The following is a 16,978-nucleotide window of genomic DNA, read 5'->3' on the forward strand; positions in this document are numbered from 1 at the left end:
ATTTCCGATTTTGTTTAGCATAGGATAACGACGATATCTGTAATTAAGGCTTAATTTGCGTGTGAATATATTGAATGGAATCACTTGGAAGGAGCTTTTGTTCAACCTTTTGCTTCACAACAGAACTAACTGCTGTAAACATAAAAAGAAATGTACAAGCAATTGCCCCAGAAATTACTAAAGTGAAGTATTTTCTTGTGTTTATTCGTTTTTTTCGTTTCATTTTAAACTCTCCTTTAAAAAGAGATCCTTTTTATAATGTATTAAGTGTATTACTTTTTGTAGTACACCTAATACATTAATGATTGATAAGCAAATTGTCAACACTTTTTTGATTTACTGAACATCCGGCGGTGGAACAAAGCCAAATATAAATAAAAGACCCCTTATTAAAGAGGCCTTTCAAATGATCTTTGCAAAATCATATTGTTTTGAAGGGTTTGCAGCTGAAGCCGTTTACGGTAAATTTCTTCTCGTTGCTGCTCATTAGCAAACAATGAGAGCTTATTCAAATCATTGACCGCATTTTCAAGCCTAAGCTGCGCATCACTGTACTCTGTCTCATTATAATGTTCCTGCTTACTTGCAGTTTCAAACTGAGATAAAGCGAATTCGTATACATCTTCGCTTCTTTGGATGTGCTCACCAACAGATTGTCTTGTCGCCAAGAAAACCCCTCCTTAATGGAATCATTCCATCACTTTTAGTTTGACCAGACCATCCTTAGATCAGTAAAGAAAATAATGGTCCAATCCAACTTCGATTTGTTCAAATCGTTTATTTTTGCTACAATTTTATAATGCCATCTATTAGAGGAGGTTCTTTTGTGGTGCATCAATATCATTCTTTTCCATATTCAAACAGTGACAAACGTTATCATACATGGAATTACCATTTAAAAAAACATTTTGGTCATAAAGTTTTTAAAGTGGCCCTAGACGGTGGGTTTGACTGTCCAAATCGCGATGGGACGGTGGCTCATGGGGGATGTACATTTTGCAGTGCTGCCGGAAGCGGCGATTTTGCCGGAAACCGTGTCGATGATCTTGTAACTCAATTTCATGATATACGCGATCGGATGCATGAGAAGTGGAAGGATGGAAAATATATGGCCTATTTCCAAGCTTTCACAAATACACATGCCCCTGTCAGCGTTCTTCGCGAAAAGTATGAAACCGTTTTGAGTCTTGACGGTGTTGTTGGACTTTCAATTGCAACACGTCCTGACTGTCTTCCTGATGATGTTGTCGAATATCTGGCTGAACTGAATAAACGGACATACCTTTGGGTTGAACTCGGTCTGCAGACCGTCCACGAACAGACGGCTTCTTTGATCAATCGCGCCCATGATTATGAGTGCTATGTTGAAGGTGTCAATAAACTAAGAAAACATGGAATCCGTGTTTGTTCTCATATCATTAACGGCCTTCCTCTAGAAGACCGGGAGATGATGATGGAAACAGCAAGAGCTGTCGCCCATTTAGATGTACAAGGGATCAAAATCCATTTACTCCACCTTTTAAAAGGAACACCGATGGTCAAGCAATATGAAAAAGGAAAGCTTACATTCCTATCTCAAGATGAGTATGTCCAACTTGTCTGTGATCAACTAGAAATTTTGCCACCGGAAATGATCATACACAGAATTACGGGAGATGGTCCAATCGAATTAATGGTCGGACCAATGTGGAGCGTTAATAAATGGGAAGTACTAAATGCGATAAACGATGAACTACAAACGCGAGATAGTTACCAAGGGAAATATTTCAAAACGATGAAAGAAGCAACTCATCATGAAGCTTAAAAAAATCCTGCCTTACGCAAAAGATCTCTTAAAATTAGCTGCGGGTCAAGGAGATATTGTCATTGACGCAACAATGGGGAATGGGCATGACACTTATTTTTTGGCAGAGCTCGTTGGTGAAAGCGGGCATGTTTATGCCTTTGATATTCAACAATCTGCTCTCTCCCATACTGCGGAAAGACTTGGAGATGAATATCTAAAACGGGTGACTCTGTTTCAAAAAAGTCATGATCAACTCATCTCCACTCTTCCAACACATATTTCCGGAAAGGTAGCAGCAGCCGTTTTTAACTTAGGATATTTGCCGGGTGGTGATAAATCGTTAACAACGAAAAGTCCATCAACGATCTCAAGCATTAAACAGTTATTAACCATTTTGCGACCTGAAGGTTTGATCGTTTTGGTCGTTTATCATGGTCATCCTGAAGGCAAACGGGAAAAAGACGACCTTCTAGAATTTTGCTGTTCACTTGATCAAGATACAGCTCGGGTCCTCTCTTATCAATATGTAAATCAGCGCAATGATCCTCCATTTATCATTGCCATAGAAAAAAAAGGGGGGCTGTCCAGAACGTAGTGTGCATGAATGAAATCGGGGAATTCGCTCGCTTTCCCCAAGCGATTCGCGAGCCTCCTCGGGAGCTCTTTCCTTGCTCCTCTTGGGTCTCGCTATTCCCTCTGATTCATGTTGATAAAGGACTTTTTAGACAGCCCCTTTACCTAGGAACTTTTATTCCAAGGCATTTTTTGCAACTTACGATACGCTCTACCATTAATATAGAAAAAGAAAGACGTTTTCCCGCTTGCTTTAATCAACTTTTTAGCCAGACGCCCCATTTCTTTTTGGCTCGCTACCTTATCATCGGATAAATAGACACCTAATAGACCTCTGTTAATTAAACGATGGAAATTTTCATGTGGAATTCCCCGTAAATGTTCATCCGCCATTTCGATAAAATATTTAAGTCTTTCCATCATCTCTGTATGGGATGAATAGTATGTACAAAAGTTTAAATCCCCGCCGAGCAAATCTTCTTCTTGATCAATCAAATAATCAAGCAGAATATGCAATCCTTGTACGTACGGAAAATAGCTATCACGAATTTTTTTTGCCATACCTTCCGTAAAATCAGAACGAACGGAATAGGATACTAAACAAAAAATGCCGAGTGTCGAACCTGCACACGCTGAAAACTCATACCATTCCATCTTTGGTAAAGCGGATTTATAGTTGTTAAACCAAGCTTCAAGCCGTGGGACACGTTCATGTTCAATGACATGTTTATGAACTTGAAGATCACAATAATAACTGCAAAGTTCGTGCAAATAATCCTTCATGACATGATAGTTTTCGGTCTTAGCTAAGACGGCTTGGCATGTTTTGACTAATTCATGCAAATAACCCTGATCATTTTGATCTTCCCTGAATTGATAGTAGTTTTTTAATTCCGCCCCGACAGTCAAAGCATCTTTCATTGACTGATGAAGCATTGAGAAATCTTCCGGGTCAAGGGATGTACTCCGATCACATAAATTATCAAGATAGTCGCTAATCGTTTGATAGGCGATAATAAAGCGAATCGATTGCTCAATTTGCTGACCTGAAAGGAGTGCCATAATGCCGCCTCCTTCACAATGAAAAGCTTTATTTTTTAAGCTCGCCAGTGCCTGTGATTTCAGTTCAGGATTTTCAATGCTTTCCGCCTTGGTTCGCCATTTATCTAATTCTTGATGAACAAGCGGAAAAACATCTTTATATACTCTTGCCATTAATCCAAAAGGATGTTCCGGTACTGACAAAGATTGCACCTCCATTATATGATATGGTGTTCTGTGAATGCTTTTGCCGTTTTAAATACATCTTCCCGTTCAGGTTCATTAAAAATTTCATGATATAAACCTTCCCATTCCCTGTATGTCTTATGGTGTGAAGGAAGTTGGTCAAACCACTTGATGACCATTTTCTTATCAACAAGAAAATCAGTTCCCGCCTGCATCACAAGCAATGGTGTTTTGAGGAAAGCATCGGTTGGCTCCTTCGCATTTTTCATCGTTTTTAATACTTCTTGATACCATCTAACAGAAACTTTTGTGAAATATAATGGATCATTGCTATCCTTTTCAATGATTTCTTTATTTCTCGTTGCTTTATCAGGAGTTATCCCTGATTCAAATCTAAGGGTCGGAGCAACAACATTAAGACCTTTTGCGATCACATCCATTAATTTATTCGGCTTTAATTGCAGCCCAAGACACGGTGATGATAAAATGAGACCGGTAATACCTTCTCGGTGTTGCTTGAACCATTCAATGACAACAAGCCCACCCATACTGTGTCCAAGAATGAACACAGGCAACTGAAAAGCTTTTGCCTTGTCAACCCATTTGTCTACTTCATCAAGATATTCTTGAAATGTACGGATATGTCCTCTACGCCTTGTTGATGTACCATGGCCCGGCAAATCACCCATGATCACATGGTACCCGGATGAACACCACATTTCTGATAACCATTTGTACCGTCTATGATGTTCACAGGCACCATGGACAACGACGATGACAGCCACTGGTCGTTCTGCTTCCATGAACAGCATAATGATGACCACCTCACACACTTTTTTTAATCACGCAAATTGAAAGGATGAAGCTCATGATCTACCCTTATCAAGGTACTTTACCTGTTATACATGAAACCGCCTTTATTGCCGATAATGCGACAATTACCGGTGATGTCGAAATTGGAGAACTAGCAAGCGTTTGGTTCTCTGTTGTGATCCGCGGTGATGTTGCACCAGTTAGGATTGGAATGGGCGTTAATATTCAAGATCTTTCTTGTTTGCACCAAAGTCCAGACCTGCCGCTTCTCATTGAGGATGGTGTAACGGTTGGACATCAAGTGACATTACATAGTGCTGTGATTCGCCGGAATGCACTGATCGGTATGGGATCAATTATTTTGGATGGGGCCGAAATCGGTGAAGGCGCCTTTATTGGAGCTGGCAGTCTTGTTCCACCTGGTAAAAAGATCCCGCCCTTTCATCTCGCTTTTGGCAGACCAGCAAAAGTCATTCGTCCATTGACAGACCATGACAAACAAGAAATGGAAAGAATTCACAAAGAGTATATTGAAAAAGCACTGCATTACAAGTCCCTGCAAAAGAAGGATGAGCCATGTTAATTTTACCATTTTTTCCGTTGTAAATTAAACAAAAACAATTCCAAGGGGCTGTCCTGAAAGTCGTGTGGATGAATAAAAATTGGGAATTTTGCTCGCTTTCCGTGGGCGATCCGCGAGCCTCCTCGGAGCTCGTTCCTTGCTCCTCTTAGGTCTCGCCTGGCTCGCTGTTTCCGCAGGAGTCTCACAATTCCCTCCTGATTTATGTTGAAAAAGGACTTTTTAGACAGCTCCTTTTAAAAATTTCCGAAATCTTTACAAATACTTATTACTTATTAAACATTTATTGATCACAATGAAAGTGAAGCGATTCATCTAAGGAGGGTGATCTATTGAATAAGCTGATGAATGGCCTATATCACTTTGAATGTCAGATCCTATTTATTCTCAACGGCCGTTTTCATCAAAAATCTTTAAATCGCTACTTTCGCACATTGACCCATTTAGGAGGCGCTTTATGCACAGTTTTAACATCACTAGCACTGATTGTTTTTGGCTCGGGAAACCTGCGAATGGCGGGTGCTGCATGTGCCATCGCTCTTTTTATCAGTCATCTTCAAGTCATGCTGATGAAAAAACTTTGTCCTAGAAAAAGACCTTATATGACATTGAAACAAACACATGTCCTGCCAAACCCACTAACAGATCATTCTTTTCCATCAGGACATACAACAGCTATATTTTCCATGATCACACCACTTATCATATTCTATCCGAGCAGCACGTTTTTATTAATCCCGATTGGAGTAAGTGTTGGTCTTTCAAGGGTTTATCTCGGACTCCATTATCCTTCAGATGTCCTTTCAGGACTAGCACTCGGCGTGTTGTCCGGAGTTTTGACGTATATGATCATATGTTTTTGAATCACAAGGGGTGTTCTTGCTCGCTCTCCGCAGGCGCTCCGCGATCCTCCTCAGAGCTTGTTCCTTGCTCCTGCGGAGTCTCGCTGTTCCACCTGATTCATGTTGATAAAGGACTTTTAGACAGCTCCTTTTCCAAATCATTTAAGAAAAAAGGTTTTCGACTGATGAATCGAAAACCTTTTTGTATTGTTAAACAATAATAACCTCTTTTGGTTGATGATTTAATTCTTCAGGTACATACCGTTTCTCAACGAAAATACTGTGCCAGATCATAAAGATAAGGACTGTCCAGATTTTACGGCTGTTATCCGCTTTGTTCGCACAGTGATCTTCAAGGAGCTGCAATACATATTCTTTATGAATATATGCATCTGTGTCACTCTCTTTAATAATATTTACTGCCCAATCATGCATCTCGTTTTTCAGCCAGTGACGGATTGGTACAGGGAAACCTAGTTTTTTACGATTTAACACATGGTCAGGAACAATGCCTTCAGCCGCTTTTCTAAGTAAATACTTTGTTGTGCCATTTTTTGTTTTTAGCTCTTCCGGAATTTTTGAAGCTACATCAAACACAACTTTGTCCAAAAATGGCACGCGAAGCTCTAATGAATTGGCCATTGTCATTTTGTCAGCCTTCAGTAAAATATCGCCGCGAAGCCATGTGTGAATATCAACATACTGCATTTTATTAATGTCAGTATATGACTGGCTTTCTTCAAAATATGGTTTTGTTACGTCACAGTAAGAGATATTACCATTATACTGGCTGAGCAACTTTTCTTTTACATCTTCTTCAAAGATCTTTGCATTTCCAATATATCGTTTTTCAAGAGGTGTACATCCCCTCATTAAAAAGCTTTTTCCTTTCATTCCTTCAGGCATCACTGAAGCAACATAGAGAAGCATCTTTTTCAAAGGAGATGGAATCCGTTCAAACGGTTTTAATGACAATGGTTCACGATAAATATTGTATCCGCCGAATAGTTCATCTGCTCCCTCTCCGGACAACACAACTGTCACTTGCTTTTTTGCTTCCTTGGCGACAAAATACAACGGAATCGCTGCTGGATCTGCAAGAGGATCGTCTAAATGCCAAACGATCTTTGGAAGTTCATTCATATACTCTTCAGGAGAAATGATAGCACTGAAGTTTTCCACACCGACTCTTTCGGCAGTTTCCTTCGCTATATCAACTTCACTGAAGCCTTCATGCTCAAAACCGACAGAGAACGTTTTTAAATTAGGATGAAACTGTTTCGCAACAGAAACGATAAAAGAAGAATCGATACCGCCGGAAAGGAATGAACCGACAGGCACATCACTTCTCATATGGATTTTTACAGAGTCAAAAATAGCATCTCTAACTTCTTGAACAAGTTTTTCTTCTTCTGTCATCACAGGTTTAAATTGAACTTTCCAGTATGTTTTAAATTGGATATCTTCATTAGGACGAATCGTAAACTGCTGACCAGGTTGGACTTTTTGCACTTTTTTATCAAGAGTTTGAGGTTCAGGAACAAATTGGAATGATGTGTATTGTTGAAGCGCCTGCTCATTAAACTCCAAATCCGCTCCAGTTGGCATCAAACTCTTTCTTTCAGAAGCAAAATAAACAGATCCTTCAGTTTTGGTAAAGTAAAGCGGTTTAATTCCAAACGGGTCGCGTGCCCCATATAAAAGTTGTTCTTTTTTATCCCAAATTAAAAATGCAAACATTCCACGAAGTTTAGAAGCGGCTTCTTGTTTATAATGGCGGTAAGTTGCGAGAAGCACTTCTGTATCTGAATCCGTATGAAACTGATACCCTTTTGCTAGTAGCTCTTCTTTTAATTCTATATAATTATAAATTTCCCCATTAAAAATGATCCAGTATGAATCGTCTTCATAAGACAGAGGCTGTCCCCCATTTTCAACATCAATGATGCTCAGTCTTCTGAATCCGAAGCCTACATGTTCATCATGATAATAACCATCATCATCTGGGCCACGATGAACGATCATTTCATTCATTTGTTTTATTAATTCTTCTTGGCTTGTTGTCTCGGATAATGGGCAATGATTGAATACCCCTACAAATCCACACATAGTATTGCCTCCGATTTTTTTAAAAATTTCATGCAGATAACGTTCTGCTGTTTGATTAGACATGTATTAAAAGAAAAACGTTTCATAAACTTTAAAAAATGTTTCATAAAAATCATTATCTCACAAAAAAACAACTTATTCATCTTATATATTCTTAGGTTTTAACGTTTATCGTCCAAAATGAAAGCCGCTTATGTAAGCGGCTATTCAGTTATTCTGCTAACGCCTCTTTACGAAGCTGTTCTGCTTTATCAGTCCGTTCCCAAGGCAGATCAAGATCAAGACGTCCAAAATGTCCGTATGCTGCTGTCTGCTTGTAAATTGGACGGCGCAAATCAAGCATTTTAATAATGCCGGCAGGTCTTAAATCAAAGTTATTTCGAACCACTCTGATCAATGTGTCTTCAGCCGCTTTTCCTGTACCAAATGTATCGATGGAGATCGATACTGGTTGTGCAACACCAATAGCATAAGCAAGTTGAACTTCACAGGAATCAGCAAGCCCTGCAGCTACGATATTTTTTGCAACATATCTCGCTGCATATGCGGCGGATCTGTCAACTTTTGTCGCATCTTTTCCGGAAAATGCACCACCGCCGTGACGTGCATATCCACCATATGTGTCAACAATAATTTTCCGTCCGGTTAAACCGGCATCACCTTGTGGACCACCAATAACAAACCGACCAGTTGGATTAATAAAATATTTTGTCTCCTCATCAATCAGTTCTTCCGGAACAACCGGCTGAATCACATATTCTTTCAAGTTGCGCTGAATTTGTTCAAGCGATATTTCCGGATGATGTTGTGTTGAAATGACAATTGTATCGATACGAACCGGTTTATTTTGTTCATCATATTCAACTGTAACCTGTGTTTTTCCGTCCGGACGCAAGTATGGAAGAATCTCTTCCTTACGAACTTCAGTCAAACGTCGTGCCAGCTTGTGTGCGAGGGAAATCGGCAAAGGCATGAGTTCCTTTGTTTCACTACATGCGTACCCAAACATCAAACCTTGATCTCCGGCTCCAATTGCTTCAATTTCAGCTTCGCTCATCTCGCCTTCTCTTGCCTCTAATGCCTGATCAACTCCCATTGCAATATCAGGAGATTGTTCATCTATTGATGTAAGAACCGCACATGTTTCAGCATCAAAGCCATATTTAGCACGAGTATATCCAATTTCCTTTATCGTTTCACGAACTGTTTTTGGAATATCAACATAAGTAGATGTTGTAATTTCACCACTTACTAACACCAAACCGGTTGTCACAGATGTTTCACATGCAACCCGAGCATTTGGATCTTTCTTTAAAATTTCGTCTAATATACTATCCGAAATCTGATCACAAATTTTGTCCGGATGTCCCTCCGTAACTGACTCTGATGTAAATAACCGACGATTTTTGCTCATTTATGTTTTCCTCCTGTATATGTAGATCAATCAGTAGTGACCTTGAAATATGATACGGAACTCGTTCCTCTTAGTTTAACGACGATAATAGGACTTCATACTCCCTGATTTTAAAAGACTTCTTTAGAATCTTTATATGTACCGAGCCTGAATTCCAAGATACTCATGATATTGTGTGAAAATTACAGTACCTTCGTCCATTTCGGACACTCAGCTAAAACCTTTCACGTCCTGTGAAAAACGCCCAGTACCTTCGTCCATTTCGGACACTCGGCTAAAACCTTTCACGTCCTGTGAAAAACGCCCAGTACCTTCGTCCTGAAGGCATTAAAAAAACCTTTTCCTGTTCACTTTGGAAAGGGTTTAGTCATGCTTACCTTTCACTCTTATTGTTCAAGGTTTATTTAACAACCACCTTGCATCAGGTTAGCACCGTCTTCATCTCATTATAATATGAGATAACCGGTTGCTGGACTTCATCGGGCCTGTCCCTCCGTCAACTCGGAATAAGAGTATCCGTTCAATGAAATATCTTATCTTAAAATGGCTCGTTATGTCAATATAAGTTGAAGTAAATTTGAACAATCTCCATTGAAGAAAAAACCCGAACGAAATCTGATAAATAGTATAGACTGTATAAATAAATGTGTTATACTATTTCTACATTAATGTTATACACATTAAATAACGTGTAAAGGAAGGTTCTTATGAATTCTGTTGATTTAACTGCCGATTTACAAACGTTATTAACTGGGAAAAACGTTCATTTTAATTTACCTGTTGCACATTTGGTCGAAAAAATTCTTAAACGTCAAGAAGGAATATTAACATCTTCAGGAGCCATTCAAGCAACGACCGGTACATATACCGGCCGTTCACCAAAAGACAAATTCATTGTCGAAGAAGACAGCACAAAAGAAAAAATTGACTGGGGTGCTGTCAATCAACCAATCTCAAAAGATGTTTTTGAAAAATTGTATACAAAAGTAGTCAATTATTTAAAAGAACGTGATGAATTGTATGTATTTAACGGATTCGCAGGAGCAGATGTAAAATATCAGCTGCCAATAACCGTTGTCAACGAATTCGCTTGGCATAACCTGTTTGCTAGACAACTGTTCATTAGACCTGAAGGACAGCAAACAAAAATGTCTGAGCAGCCCTTTACGATCCTTTCTGCACCAAATTTCAAAGCTGATCCACTGCTCGACGGTACAAGATCTGAAACATTCATCATCATTTCATTTGAGAAGCGTACGATTTTAATCGGTGGGACTGAATATGCCGGTGAAATGAAGAAATCGATTTTTTCAATTATGAACTACCTCCTTCCTCAACAAAATGTCTTGTCAATGCACTGCTCAGCTAACATTGGCGAGGAAGGCGGAACAGCGCTTTTCTTCGGTTTATCTGGAACTGGAAAAACGACGCTCTCAGCAGACGCAAATCGGAAGCTGATCGGAGATGATGAACATGGTTGGTCCAATACAGGGATATTTAATATTGAAGGCGGTTGTTATGCAAAGTGCATTCATTTAAGTGAAGAAAAAGAACCGCAGATTTATCGGGCAATTCGCTTTGGTTCTGTATTAGAAAATGTCGTAATTGACAGAGAGACTGGAGAACCGGATTATTCTGACACATTTTATACAGAAAACACCAGGGCCGCATACCCGATAGATGCAATTGAAAACATAGTCAAACCAAGTATTGCTGCACACCCTCAAACGATCGTTTTTTTGACAGCAGACGCATTCGGAGTACTACCACCGATTAGTAAACTAACGAAAGAACAAGCAATGTATCATTTCTTAAGTGGATATACAAGCAAACTAGCAGGAACCGAACGAGGAATCACGACTCCTGAAGCAACTTTTTCGACATGTTTCGGCTCCCCCTTTCTTCCACTTCCCGCCAATGTCTACGCCGAAATGCTCGGGAAAAAAATTGACGAACACTGTGTCAGCGTGTTCCTCGTCAATACCGGATGGACTGGTGGAGGCTATGGTGCAGGAGAAAGGATCAGACTCGCTCACACAAGAGCAATGGTTCGAGCTGCAATAGAGGGCGATCTAGACAACACTGAGATGAGAACAGATCGGATTTTCGGACTGCACTCACCAATCCACGTCCCAGGTGTCCCTGATCAAGTACTTGAACCAGCTAAAACATGGGCAGATGAAAAAGCTTACCAAGAAAAAGCCATTCAGTTAGCAAATGAATTCAAAATCAATTTCAAGAAATTTTCCAACACAGAAACAATCGAAAAATTTGGAGGCCCCCTTGTATAAGTCATAAAGGGGGTGTCCTGAAAAAATCGGGGAATTTGCTTGCTTTCCGCAGGCGATCCGCGAGCCTCCTCGGAGCTCGTTCCTTACTCCTGCAGAAGTCTCGCAATTCCCTTCTGATTCAAAAAGGACTTTTTAAACAGCCCAGTTTCTTTTCTAAGATATTCTATTTTTTATAGTCAAACAATAACCCTCGCTATACTTCAATAAACAGGTAATTTTACCCATATTTCATTTGATTGTAGACCTTAAAATGCCATTTATATTTTTTGAAAATACAGACTTTTTTCTTTTTTAACAATTTAAAGCTTTCTTATGGTATTATTTAAAAAACATTTGTTTATTTCAGGAGGACGAATCAATGAAATTTGGCTTATTACCTAGGATTATCACTGCAATTGTTCTCGGTGTTATCATTGGAAGTTTTGCTCCGCTTTGGCTTGTTAAAACCGCCGCTACTTTTAACGGCATTTTTGGTAGCTTCATTAAATTTGTCATTCCTTTTATTATTATCGCATTTATTGTTCCTGGTATCGGACAGATCGGTCGCGGGGCAGGGAAAATTCTCGGTATTACCGCGGGCATTGCTTATTTATCAACAATTATTGCCGGGCTTTTGGCATTTCTAGTCGGAACAAACCTGCTTCCTTCCCTTATTGCCGGACATCAACTGCTCGATTTTAAAAATCCGGAAGAAGTTTTGCAAAAAGGCTTCTTTTCAATTGAAATGACCCCTTTTATGGATGTCATGAGCGCGCTGATCTTCTCCTTTATCATGGGAATTGGGATCGCATATCTGTCAGGAAAAACATTAAAAAATGGGTTTGATGAATTTCAAACGATCGTGGAAAAACTGATCTCATATATTATTATTCCATTACTTCCTATTCATATTTTCGGTATTTTTGCCAATATGACCTACGGCGGTCAAGTTCAAACAATTTTATCCGTATTTGCAAAAGTATTTGTCATGATTATTGTACTGCATATTGTGATCCTCTTGCTTCAATATACTGTTGCAGGTCTTGCCAATAAGAGAAATCCGTTCGCATTATTAAAAATCGTGGCACCCGCTTATTTTACTGCACTTGGTACACAGTCATCAGCAGCAACCATTCCTGTTACACTCAGGCAAGTACGAAAAACAGGAGCTAGCCAAAAAGTCGCTGATTTTGCCATCCCACTACTTGCCAACATCCATTTGTCAGGCAGTACGATTACACTGACAAGCTGTGCAATGGGAGTCATGATTTTAAACGGTCAGACACCAACTTTTACAACAATGATGCCATTTATTTTAATGCTGGGAATCACAATGGTTGCCGCCCCTGGTGCCCCAGGAGGAGCAGTTATGGCAGCAGCCGGTCTTTTACAATCAATGCTCGGCTTTAACGAGACAAGCATTTCCTTAATGATTGCCCTTTATCTTGCTCAAGACAGTTTAGGTACAGCTACAAACGTTACCGGAGACGGTGCACTCACCATGTTAATTCACAGACTGACTGCAGGAAAAGAAAAAGATGTACCCGCATAAAGACAATAAAGCCAAGATGTCACATCAGACACCTTGGCTTTTTGCTTAATTCGTCGAATTTAAGGAAACGAGTCGATATGTTAAAAAAGTGTAACCATCTGACCATTCAAGCCGCTCAGCATACGCAGTACCGGTCATGTCTCCTTCCTTTGTTTTTCTTACTTCTATTGGTACATGAAGAGGATAAACACGGTAGCCCTCTTTTTTTAGGATAAATACGTTTTCTTCTATCCGCGTTTCTTTTCCTTTTGTGACAATCATCGTATTAAATTCAACTGGCATTCCCACCGCATATCCCCATCCTTTATCTCTATTCTCTTTAGTTTATCATAACTTGTCCGCTATCTGTTTTTCATCCATTGTGAAAGTTTTCTAACAACCCGCCTGTTTTCTAGCGGAGGAAAGTAATGAGTGAACTGCTGGAAATACCAGGTCTCAACCGATTTGTTTCGCTGGACTAATTCTTGTTCTAAATGATTGGCATGAGTGAACGAAACATTTTGATCCTGTACGCCATGAATCAGTAAAATTGGAGTTTCAATGTTGTCGAGTTTGGCTAATGGCGTCCTTCTTTGATACTCTTCAGGAACTTTTTCCGGTGAGCCTCCGATCACCCGCTTCATCATCCGCCGCAAATCTTTACGTTCCCGATAAACCATGACCATATCACTCACACCTCCCCACGATACTAACGATGTCACAGCAGATTTCATTTGTATCGCTGTTAAAATCCCCATGATCCCGCCACGTGAAAAACCAAAGATATGAACGCGCTGATCTTTCACCAATCTATGCTTTTTTAATAGACGAAAAGCCGCATATGCGTCTTCCCTGTCATCCCCCGCAAAATCTTCATTCCCTTCCCCACCTTGATTTCCTCTATAAAAGGGCGCAAGGACGACAAAACCTTGTAAGGCAAATTGAACAATCCGTCCAGGTCTGACCATCCCAATGTTCTTGATTCCACCCCGCAAATATAAAAAACCGTCATAATGACCAGCAGCAGCCGGTTCAGCCAACAAACCTTTAACTTTTAACCCTTGTGAAAGGTATGTGACGACAAACAAGTGAACTTGTTTGCTTGGTGACGGAAATCTTCGTTTTTCAATCCACATGATTCAAATACACCTCTTTTACTCCGCAGCTATCCCTCACACCTATTTTGTCATTAACATAGACTATTTTATGCCGAAAGCAACCGAAATGAAAGGAGTGGGATCGGTTTGAAGCGTTTCTTTTTTACTTTATTATCCTTCACCTTTATGCTGTTTATCCTCACTTCCTGTAGCGAACAAAAAACTGAAAAGATTCATCTTGCTGAAGTGACCCGTTCTCTTTTTTATACACCCTTATATGTCGCTATATCTGAAGGTTTTTTTAAAGAAGAAGGATTGGATGTTGAACTGAAAACAACTTGGGGTGGAGATAAAACAATGACAACTCTCCTATCAAACAGTACTGATATCGCGTTAATCGGTTCAGAAACATCCATTTATGTAAATGCTCAAGGGGCAAGTGATCCAGTCATCAATTTCGCCCAGCTTACACAGACGGACGGCACGTTTCTAGTGTCTAGAGAAAAAATTAATCATTTTAACTGGAAATCATTGCAAGGTAAAACCTTCCTCGGTCAACGTAAAGGAGGAATGCCCCAAATGGCTGGTGAGTTTGTCTTGAAAAAGAAAGGAATTGATCCACAAAAAGATATCAACTTGATCCAGTCAATTGATTTTGCAAACATTCCAAATAGTTTTGCTTCTGGAACTGGCGATTTCGTTCAGCTCTTCGAACCACAAGCTTCTATTTTTGAAAAAGAGGGAATTGGTCATATTGTTGCCTCTTTCGGTAAAGAATCAGGAAAAATTCCTTATACCACATTTATGGCTAAAAAAAGCTATCTAGAGAAAAACACTGATAAGGTAGAAAAGTTCACCCGTGCCATTTATAAAGCACAGCAGTGGGTCTTGTCACACTCTGCAAAAGATGCGGCCACAAGTATACGACAACATTTTCAAGATACAGACCTTTCCATCATTGAATCATCAATTAATCGGTATAAACAGCAAAAAACGTTTGCGGAAAATCCGATCTTGAATGAAAAAGAATGGAAACTGCTTCAAACCATTATAGATGAAGCCGGGGAGCTCCCGAAATACACACCTTACGAAGAAATGGTCAATTCAAAAATTGCCGAAAAGGTCACAAAAAAACACTAGGAGGTGGCCGGATTGTCTTTTTTAAAAGTACAGGATATCACCCATACTTACTTTACTATGCAAGAAAAAACAACAGCGCTCACCAATATTCAATTCGATGTCGAAAAAGGGGAGTTTGTCTCCTTGATTGGTCCTAGCGGATGTGGAAAAACAACATTACTATCCATTATAGCTGGCATTATTTCACCCACAGCAGGCCGTGTCCTTATTGAAAATAGCCAAAAAAATCGGCAAATTGGTTATATGCTACAACAGGATTATTTATTTCCTTGGAAAACAATCGAGGAAAATCTTCTACTTGGTCTACGGATTACTAAACAACTGAATAACAAAACAAAACAGTCAGCTTTTGATTTATTGGCGAAGCTTGGATTACAGCAAATTGAAAACAAATACCCCCATGAATTGTCCGGCGGTATGAGACAAAGAGCCGCATTAGCCCGCACACTGGCCGTTGATCCAGATATATTGCTACTTGATGAACCTTTTTCAGCTCTTGACTACCAGACAAAACTTAACCTTGAAGACTTGGTTTTTAACACATTAAATACCTTTCAAAAAACAGCCATCCTTGTCACTCACGATATTGAAGAAGCAATTGCGATGAGCAGTCGAATTTACCTGTTTTCAAAACAGCCGGGAACAATCTATAAAACCTTTATCGTTCCAAAGACATTACAATCTCTAACACCCTTTAAAGCAAGGCAACAACCCGAATTTCAGACCTTTTTTCAAAATATATGGAAGGAGCTCAATCACCTTGAACAACATCAAACAGAGTGACTCTCATCACGAACAATTTCTAAAAAAGCATCAGTATGAACAAAGACAAATTCGTTTTTATCAAATAGCCATTTTTATTTTATTTTTCACACTATGGGAAATCGCGAGCCGGCTAAATTGGATTGACCCGCTTATTTTTAGTTCACCTTCAGCTGTTTGGACACTTTTTCTTGAAAAAATCGGGGACGGTTCACTACTAGGGCATATTGGGGTAACAGTATTTGAAACGATTCTCGGATTTCTAATCGGAACTTTACTTGGAACATCTTTGGCTGCTTTTTTATGGTGGTTCCCAATAATATCCAAAGTGTTAGATCCCTATCTTGTCGTCTTAAATGCAATGCCAAAAGTAGCACTTGGACCTATCCTTATCGTTGCTATCGGTCCTAGTCTCACAAGTATTATTGCCATGGGTGCTATCATTAGTGTGATCATTACCACTATCGTTGTCTATACGTCATTTGAAGAAACTGACGGGAACTATATTAAAGTCATGAAAACATTTGGAGCTAAAAAAAGCGAAATATTTAAAGAAGTCATCTTCCCAGCTTCAATTCCTGCCATCATTTCTACACTGAAAGTCAATGTTGGATTGAGCTGGGTTGGTGTGATTGTAGGAGAATTTTTAGTATCAGCTCAGGGGCTAGGCTATATGATCATTTACGGATTTCAAGTCTTTCAATTTACCCTTGTCATGTTAAGTCTTCTCATCATCGCTATCTTCGCTGCCATGATGTATAAGGGTATTGAATGTTTAGAAAGAAGATGGATGAAAGGAAGAATGAATTGATCAAAAGGCTCCGGTTTAATGCC

17 protein-coding genes and 1 riboswitch are annotated in these 16,978 nt (G+C 39.5%); of the genes, 9 read left to right on the plus strand and 8 right to left on the minus strand.

What is annotated here, in order from left to right:
• Positions 1-43: 43 nt before the first annotated feature.
• Together HOO54_RS16560 and HOO54_RS16565 are read right to left on the minus strand one after the other, a co-directional pair.
• On the minus strand, positions 44-223 hold the full coding sequence (locus tag HOO54_RS16560; protein ID WP_172297186.1) for a hypothetical protein: 180 nt from the start codon (positions 221-223) through the stop codon (positions 44-46).
• A 166-nt stretch (positions 224-389) separates the two neighbouring features.
• Positions 390-668 (minus strand): YtzC family protein, encoded by a 279-nt coding sequence (locus HOO54_RS16565; protein ID WP_172297188.1) that lies wholly within the window; start codon positions 666-668, stop codon positions 390-392.
• A 161-nt stretch (positions 669-829) separates the two neighbouring features.
• Between HOO54_RS16565 and mnmL the strand changes: the two genes are divergently transcribed.
• Both mnmL and mnmM read left to right on the plus strand, forming a co-directional pair.
• Complete coding sequence (gene mnmL, locus HOO54_RS16570; protein WP_172299645.1) at positions 830-1,804, plus strand: tRNA modification radical SAM protein MnmL/YtqA; 975 nt, start codon at positions 830-832, stop codon at positions 1,802-1,804.
• On the plus strand, positions 1,794-2,381 hold the full coding sequence (mnmM, locus tag HOO54_RS16575; protein ID WP_172297190.1) for a tRNA 5-(aminomethyl)-2-thiouridylate-methyltransferase MnmM: 588 nt from the start codon (positions 1,794-1,796) through the stop codon (positions 2,379-2,381). The genes mnmL and mnmM overlap by 11 nt, the downstream gene beginning before the upstream one ends.
• Positions 2,382-2,524: 143 nt before the next feature.
• Here the strand turns inward: mnmM and HOO54_RS16580 are convergent, their stop codons facing one another.
• Positions 2,525-3,604 (minus strand): tetraprenyl-beta-curcumene synthase family protein, encoded by a 1,080-nt coding sequence (locus tag HOO54_RS16580; RefSeq protein ID WP_172297193.1) that lies wholly within the window; start codon positions 3,602-3,604, stop codon positions 2,525-2,527.
• 14 nt (positions 3,605-3,618) lie between these two features.
• Positions 3,619-4,398, minus strand: a complete 780-nt coding sequence (locus HOO54_RS16585) for an alpha/beta hydrolase (protein WP_172297196.1) — start codon at positions 4,396-4,398, stop codon at positions 3,619-3,621.
• Between the two features lie 56 nt (positions 4,399-4,454).
• Between HOO54_RS16585 and HOO54_RS16590 the strand changes: the two genes are divergently transcribed.
• Together HOO54_RS16590 and HOO54_RS16595 are read left to right on the plus strand one after the other, a co-directional pair.
• Positions 4,455-4,982, plus strand: coding sequence for a gamma carbonic anhydrase (locus HOO54_RS16590; RefSeq protein WP_172297198.1), 528 nt, complete (start codon positions 4,455-4,457; stop codon positions 4,980-4,982).
• A gap of 329 nt (positions 4,983-5,311) precedes the next feature.
• Positions 5,312-5,842: a phosphatase PAP2 family protein gene (locus HOO54_RS16595; RefSeq protein WP_216664794.1), complete on the plus strand. Its 531-nt coding sequence runs from the start codon at positions 5,312-5,314 to the stop codon at positions 5,840-5,842.
• 189 nt (positions 5,843-6,031) lie between these two features.
• Here HOO54_RS16595 and asnB read toward each other — a convergent pair whose 3' ends face one another.
• On the minus strand, positions 6,032-7,930 hold the full coding sequence (gene asnB / locus HOO54_RS16600) for an asparagine synthase (glutamine-hydrolyzing) (protein WP_172297201.1): 1,899 nt from the start codon (positions 7,928-7,930) through the stop codon (positions 6,032-6,034).
• A gap of 211 nt (positions 7,931-8,141) precedes the next feature.
• Positions 8,142-9,344, minus strand: a complete 1,203-nt coding sequence (gene metK / locus HOO54_RS16605) for a methionine adenosyltransferase (protein ID WP_172297204.1) — start codon at positions 9,342-9,344, stop codon at positions 8,142-8,144.
• A 383-nt stretch (positions 9,345-9,727) separates the two neighbouring features.
• A riboswitch (SAM riboswitch) is annotated at positions 9,728-9,857 on the minus strand.
• A 194-nt stretch (positions 9,858-10,051) separates the two neighbouring features.
• Between metK and pckA the strand changes: the two genes are divergently transcribed.
• Entirely contained in the window at positions 10,052-11,635 is a 1,584-nt protein-coding gene (gene pckA / locus HOO54_RS16610) for a phosphoenolpyruvate carboxykinase (ATP) (RefSeq protein ID WP_172297207.1), read from the plus strand.
• A 358-nt stretch (positions 11,636-11,993) separates the two neighbouring features.
• Positions 11,994-13,166 (plus strand): dicarboxylate/amino acid:cation symporter, encoded by a 1,173-nt coding sequence (locus HOO54_RS16615; RefSeq protein ID WP_172297210.1) that lies wholly within the window; start codon positions 11,994-11,996, stop codon positions 13,164-13,166.
• A 45-nt stretch (positions 13,167-13,211) separates the two neighbouring features.
• On the opposite strand, the gene HOO54_RS16620 is transcribed toward HOO54_RS16615, so the two are convergent.
• Positions 13,212-13,454, minus strand: a complete 243-nt coding sequence (locus HOO54_RS16620; RefSeq protein WP_172297212.1) for a DUF2584 domain-containing protein — start codon at positions 13,452-13,454, stop codon at positions 13,212-13,214.
• A 53-nt stretch (positions 13,455-13,507) separates the two neighbouring features.
• The gene (locus tag HOO54_RS16625; protein WP_172297214.1) at positions 13,508-14,281 is read right to left on the minus strand and encodes an alpha/beta hydrolase family protein; all 774 of its coding nucleotides are present in this window, start codon (positions 14,279-14,281) and stop codon (positions 13,508-13,510) included.
• A gap of 147 nt (positions 14,282-14,428) precedes the next feature.
• Here HOO54_RS16625 and HOO54_RS16630 point away from each other — a divergent pair, with 147 nt between their 5' ends.
• Genes HOO54_RS16630 through HOO54_RS16640 form a run of 3 tightly spaced genes read left to right on the plus strand, consistent with a single transcriptional unit; the run spans position 14,429 to position 16,955 of the window.
• Positions 14,429-15,382, plus strand: a complete 954-nt coding sequence (locus tag HOO54_RS16630; RefSeq protein ID WP_172299649.1) for an ABC transporter substrate-binding protein — start codon at positions 14,429-14,431, stop codon at positions 15,380-15,382.
• Positions 15,383-15,394: 12 nt separating this feature from the next.
• Positions 15,395-16,165, plus strand: a complete 771-nt coding sequence (locus tag HOO54_RS16635) for an ABC transporter ATP-binding protein (RefSeq protein WP_172297216.1) — start codon at positions 15,395-15,397, stop codon at positions 16,163-16,165.
• A complete protein-coding gene (locus HOO54_RS16640; protein WP_172297218.1) occupies positions 16,143-16,955 on the plus strand; it encodes an ABC transporter permease in 813 nt (270 codons plus the stop codon). Before HOO54_RS16635 ends, HOO54_RS16640 begins: the two co-directional genes overlap by 23 nt.
• Positions 16,956-16,978 lie beyond the last annotated feature (23 nt).

This window comes from Bacillus sp. WMMC1349 (assembly GCF_013155385.1).
Lineage (GTDB): Bacteria > Bacillota > Bacilli > Bacillales > Bacillaceae > Bacillus.

Excerpts from the sequence above, each read along its gene's own strand:
- HOO54_RS16560 (WP_172297186.1), bottom strand. The coding sequence starts at position 223 with ATGAAACGAAAAAAACGAATAAACACAAGAAAATACTTCACTTTAGTA.
- mnmM (WP_172297190.1), top strand. The coding sequence starts at position 1,794 with ATGAAGCTTAAAAAAATCCTGCCTTACGCAAAAGATCTCTTAAAATTA.
- HOO54_RS16585 (WP_172297196.1), bottom strand. The coding sequence starts at position 4,398 with ATGCTGTTCATGGAAGCAGAACGACCAGTGGCTGTCATCGTCGTTGTC.
- HOO54_RS16590 (WP_172297198.1), top strand. The coding sequence starts at position 4,455 with ATGATCTACCCTTATCAAGGTACTTTACCTGTTATACATGAAACCGCC.
- asnB (WP_172297201.1), bottom strand. The coding sequence starts at position 7,930 with ATGTGTGGATTTGTAGGGGTATTCAATCATTGCCCATTATCCGAGACA.
- metK (WP_172297204.1), bottom strand. The coding sequence starts at position 9,344 with ATGAGCAAAAATCGTCGGTTATTTACATCAGAGTCAGTTACGGAGGGA.
- pckA (WP_172297207.1), top strand. The coding sequence starts at position 10,052 with ATGAATTCTGTTGATTTAACTGCCGATTTACAAACGTTATTAACTGGG.
- HOO54_RS16615 (WP_172297210.1), top strand. The coding sequence starts at position 11,994 with ATGAAATTTGGCTTATTACCTAGGATTATCACTGCAATTGTTCTCGGT.
- HOO54_RS16625 (WP_172297214.1), bottom strand. The coding sequence starts at position 14,281 with ATGTGGATTGAAAAACGAAGATTTCCGTCACCAAGCAAACAAGTTCAC.
- HOO54_RS16630 (WP_172299649.1), top strand. The coding sequence starts at position 14,429 with ATGCTGTTTATCCTCACTTCCTGTAGCGAACAAAAAACTGAAAAGATT.